The sequence below is a fragment of the Microbacterium sp. H6 genome (assembly GCF_003314775.1).
In the GTDB taxonomy this organism is placed as follows: domain Bacteria; phylum Actinomycetota; class Actinomycetes; order Actinomycetales; family Microbacteriaceae; genus Microbacterium; species Microbacterium oxydans.
The window spans coordinates 2,208-5,771 of record NZ_QOAY01000057.1; the positions used below are offsets into that span (position 1 = coordinate 2,208).

At 68.4% G+C, this 3,564-nt stretch carries 4 protein-coding genes; 2 read left to right on the forward strand and 2 right to left on the reverse strand.

Features of this window, described 5'->3' with window-relative positions:
• Window positions 1–626: aminotransferase class I/II-fold pyridoxal phosphate-dependent enzyme (locus DSP71_RS03490; RefSeq protein WP_181800660.1), on the reverse strand; the 626-nt coding region annotated here is incomplete at its 3' end.
• 112 nt (window positions 627–738) lie between these two features.
• Here DSP71_RS03490 and DSP71_RS03495 point away from each other — a divergent pair.
• Window positions 739–1,206 carry an Lrp/AsnC family transcriptional regulator gene (locus DSP71_RS03495; protein WP_052748772.1) on the forward strand — a complete coding sequence of 156 codons (468 nt, stop codon included), beginning with the start codon at window positions 739–741 and terminating at the stop codon, window positions 1,204–1,206.
• 83 nt (window positions 1,207–1,289) lie between these two features.
• On the forward strand, window positions 1,290–2,999 hold the full coding sequence (locus tag DSP71_RS03500; protein ID WP_061015885.1) for an AMP-binding protein: 1,710 nt from the start codon (window positions 1,290–1,292) through the stop codon (window positions 2,997–2,999).
• 4 nt (window positions 3,000–3,003) lie between these two features.
• Here the strand turns inward: DSP71_RS03500 and DSP71_RS03505 are convergent, their stop codons facing one another.
• Window positions 3,004–3,426: a hypothetical protein gene (locus DSP71_RS03505; protein ID WP_127012806.1), complete on the reverse strand. Its 423-nt coding sequence runs from the start codon at window positions 3,424–3,426 to the stop codon at window positions 3,004–3,006.
• Window positions 3,427–3,564: the final 138 nt, after the last annotated feature.

The following is a 3,564-nucleotide window of genomic DNA, read 5'->3' on the forward strand; positions in this document are numbered from 1 at the left end:
GCGCTGTGCAGTGACATCGCGGCCCCCAGATCGATGGGGTTCTGCAGCACAGGGGTCGCGAACGTGTTGTCGACCACGACCGGGACCGCGCCCGCCTGCCGCACCACGTCGGCGATGTCGGCGATGTCGAGGGTGGGATTCGCCGGCGTCTCCACCACGACCAGGCCGGTGTCGGGACGCATGGCCGCCGCCACTTCGTCGGGGTGGCAATAGGTGGTCTCGACACCGAGCAGCCCGGAGCCGAGCAGATGGTCGGTGCCGCCGTAGAGCGGACGCACCGCGACGACGTGCCGCGCGCCGGTGGCTCCGGTGTGAGCGAGGATCACCGCCGTCATCGCGGCCATGCCAGAGGCGAAGGCCACGGAGGCGTCGGCGTGCTCGAGCTCGGCGAGCGCCTCTTCGAACCGAGCCACCGTCGGGTTCCACAGCCGCGCGTAGACCATGCTGCCGTCGGCCGGGGGACGACCGCCCGTCGCCATGGCCTCGTACGAGTCGCCACCGCGCTCGATGTCGGGCAGCGGATTGGTCGTCGACAGGTCGATCGGCAGCGCATGCACCCCGAGACCCTCCAGATCGGAGCGCCCGCTGTGGACGGCGACGGTATCGGGATGCAGCGGTGCAGTCATGACTCCACGTTGCTGGAATCACGGCAGAAGCGCAGGAATTCGACAGAGCACGCCGAATCGAGGAACCGGAACGCTATTGTGTGCAATGTCCCGCAGGCGAGGAGGCCTCACGTTGGCGAAAGCACAACTCGACGAGATCGACCTCGAGCTGCTCGCGGTGCTGACCCGCGACGCCGAGACCACCAACAAGGCGCTCGCGCATCGGCTCGGTCTCGCCGAATCCACGTGCGCGCATCGGGTGCGGGCACTGCGCGAGCGCGGTGTGATCCGCGACACCCGTATCCGCGTCGACGGGGCGGCTCTCGGCTTCCCCCTGCAGGCGATCATCAAGGTGCGCCTCGCCAACCACACCGGAGCCAAGGTCACAGCGCTCTTCGACGCGCTCGCCGGCATCCCTCGTGTCCTGCAGGTGTTCCACGTCGCCGGTGTCGACGACTTCCTGGTGCACGTCGCCGTGCAGGACGCGACGGCACTGCGCGACATCGTGCTCGAGCACATCACGATCCACCCCGTCGTCCGCGGCACCGAGACCCAGCTCGTCTTCGAGCTCCGCGACGGACCGGGGGTCCTCTCCCCCTGACCGCTCTCCTTGGCTGACCGTTCTCCTGGCGCCGACCCATGGGCCAGGATGGAGTGCACGCCAGCAAGGAGCAAGGGAGCACCATGAGCCGCAGCGCCACCGCCGCCACGCACACCATCCGGGAGATGCGGGACTTCCTCTTCACGAACGCGACCGACTACGCCGCGGCGCGAGAGGGATTCGTCTGGCCCGAGGTCGACGAGTTCAACTTCGCGCTCGAGTGGTTCGACGTCATCGCCGGCGAGAAACCCGACCGACCGGCCGTGCAGATCGTGGAGGCCGATCTGAGCCTGCACTCCTGGACTTACGGGGAGCTCTCGACGCGCTCCGACCAGGTGGCCGCCTGGCTCACCCGCATAGGTATCCGCCGCGGCGACCACGTGATCGTCATGCTGAACAACACGATCGAGCTGTGGGAGGTGATGCTGGCGATCACGAAGGTCGGAGCCGTCTCGATCCCGACATCCACGCTCCTGTCCGCGGCGGATCTCGCCTACCGCGTCGATCACGGGCGCGCACGAGCTGTCGTCACGCTCGGAACGCTCGCCGACCGCCTCACCGGCATCGACCCCGGCATCCTGCGCATCGGCGTGGGCGCTGACCTGCCGTCCGGATGGGCGCCCTTCGACGACGCCGCAGCGGCGCCCACGAGCTTCGAACCCGACGGCCCCACCCCGTCATCCGACACGGCACTGCTCTACTTCACCTCCGGCACCACCAACCGGCCCAAGCTCGTGCAGCACACGCACGCCTCGTACCCGATCGGACACCTGTCGACCATGTGGTGGCTCGGCGTGCGCCCCGACGACGTGCACCTGAACATCTCGTCGCCGGGGTGGGCCAAGCATGCCTGGTCGAGCTTCTACTCGCCGTTCCTCGCCGAGGCGACCGTCTTCGTCTACAACTACGCCCGCTTCGACGCGAACACCCTCATGCAGGTGATGGACACCCATCACGTGTCGACCTTCTGCGCGCCGCCGACGGTGTGGCGCATGCTGATCCAGGCCGACCTCGCCCGCCTGACGCACCCGCCACGCGAGCTCGTGGGCGCGGGAGAACCCCTGAACCCCGAAGTCATCGACAGGGTGCGGGAAGCCTGGGGCGGAACGATCCGCGACGGTTTCGGACAGACCGAGATGACGGCCTGCATCGGGAACTCTCCCGGGCAGACCGTCAAGGTCGGGTCCATGGGACGACCTCTGCCCGGGTACCCGGTCGTGCTGCTGGACCCCGTCACAAGAGAGGTCGTCGACGGAGAGGGCGAGATCGCGCTCGACCTGGCGCACCCGCCGCTCGGGCTCATGGCCGGGTACTACGACGACCCTGAGAAGACCGCGGAGTCCCGGGCGGGCGGCTACCACCACACCGGCGACATCGCCGTGCGCGACGACGAGGGGTACCTCACCTACGTGGGTCGCTCCGACGACGTGTTCAAGGCCTCGGACTACAAGATCTCGCCCTTCGAGCTCGAGTCGGTGCTGCTCGAGCATGAGCTCGTGGTCGAGGCGGCCGTGATCCCGAGCCCCGATCCCACGCGCCTGGCCGTGCCGAAGGCCTACGTCTGCCTTACTCCGGACTCCACGAACACCGAGACCGAGGCGGCGCGTGCGATCTTCGCGTACGCGCACGAGCGCCTGTCATCGCATCTGTGGGTGCGGATCATCGAGTTCGTGCCCGAGCTGCCGAAGACGATCTCGGGCAAGATCCGCCGTGTGGAGCTGAGGGCGCGCGAAGCGGAGCGGGTGCAGTCGGGCGACGAGAGCGGACAGCACCGCGACCGCGACTACCGCTGAGCGCTCAGCGGACGATGGCGATCGAGGCCGTCGCCGGTCCGGTCTTGGTGAGCACCGGCTTCGACGTCGGAGCGGGGGGAGCCTTCGAGGCCGGGATCGCGGTCGGCAGTGCCTCCTCGACCGTGCGGTCGGTGCGCCCGACACCGCCCGCGTCGACGATGGCACGCACGATGCTCCCGACGATCAGCATCGCCACGAGCGATCCGCCCGCCAGGATCAGCGGCGTCCAGTCGCGCGCGAACGACGCCGCGAAGCTCATCAGCGCTCCCACGATCCACAGTCCCACCGCGCCCCCGGCGAGCCCACCGGCTCCCCGGACGATGGCGACCGCCGCGACGATCGCGAAGATGGCGGCGAGCGCCGCACCCACGTAACCGATCGGCACCATCACCGCAGCCAGATCGCTGGCCACTCTCAATGTCGTCATGACGACCCCCCGTCAGTGGTTACTCCACTCATTCGACATTAGAAGTGTCTCCCGGGGAGGGCATCCGTCTCAAGTGCGATCCGCATCATCCTGGAGAGGGATATCCGTGCACTGCGGACAAAGCGACGAGATCGTCAG

What these genes read in the sequence shown, in the direction of transcription:
- DSP71_RS03500 (WP_061015885.1), top strand. Translation starts at nt 1,290, where the DNA reads ATGAGCCGCAGCGCCACCGCCGCCACGCACACCATCCGGGAGATGCGG.
- DSP71_RS03505 (WP_127012806.1), bottom strand. Translation starts at nt 3,426, where the DNA reads ATGACGACATTGAGAGTGGCCAGCGATCTGGCTGCGGTGATGGTGCCG.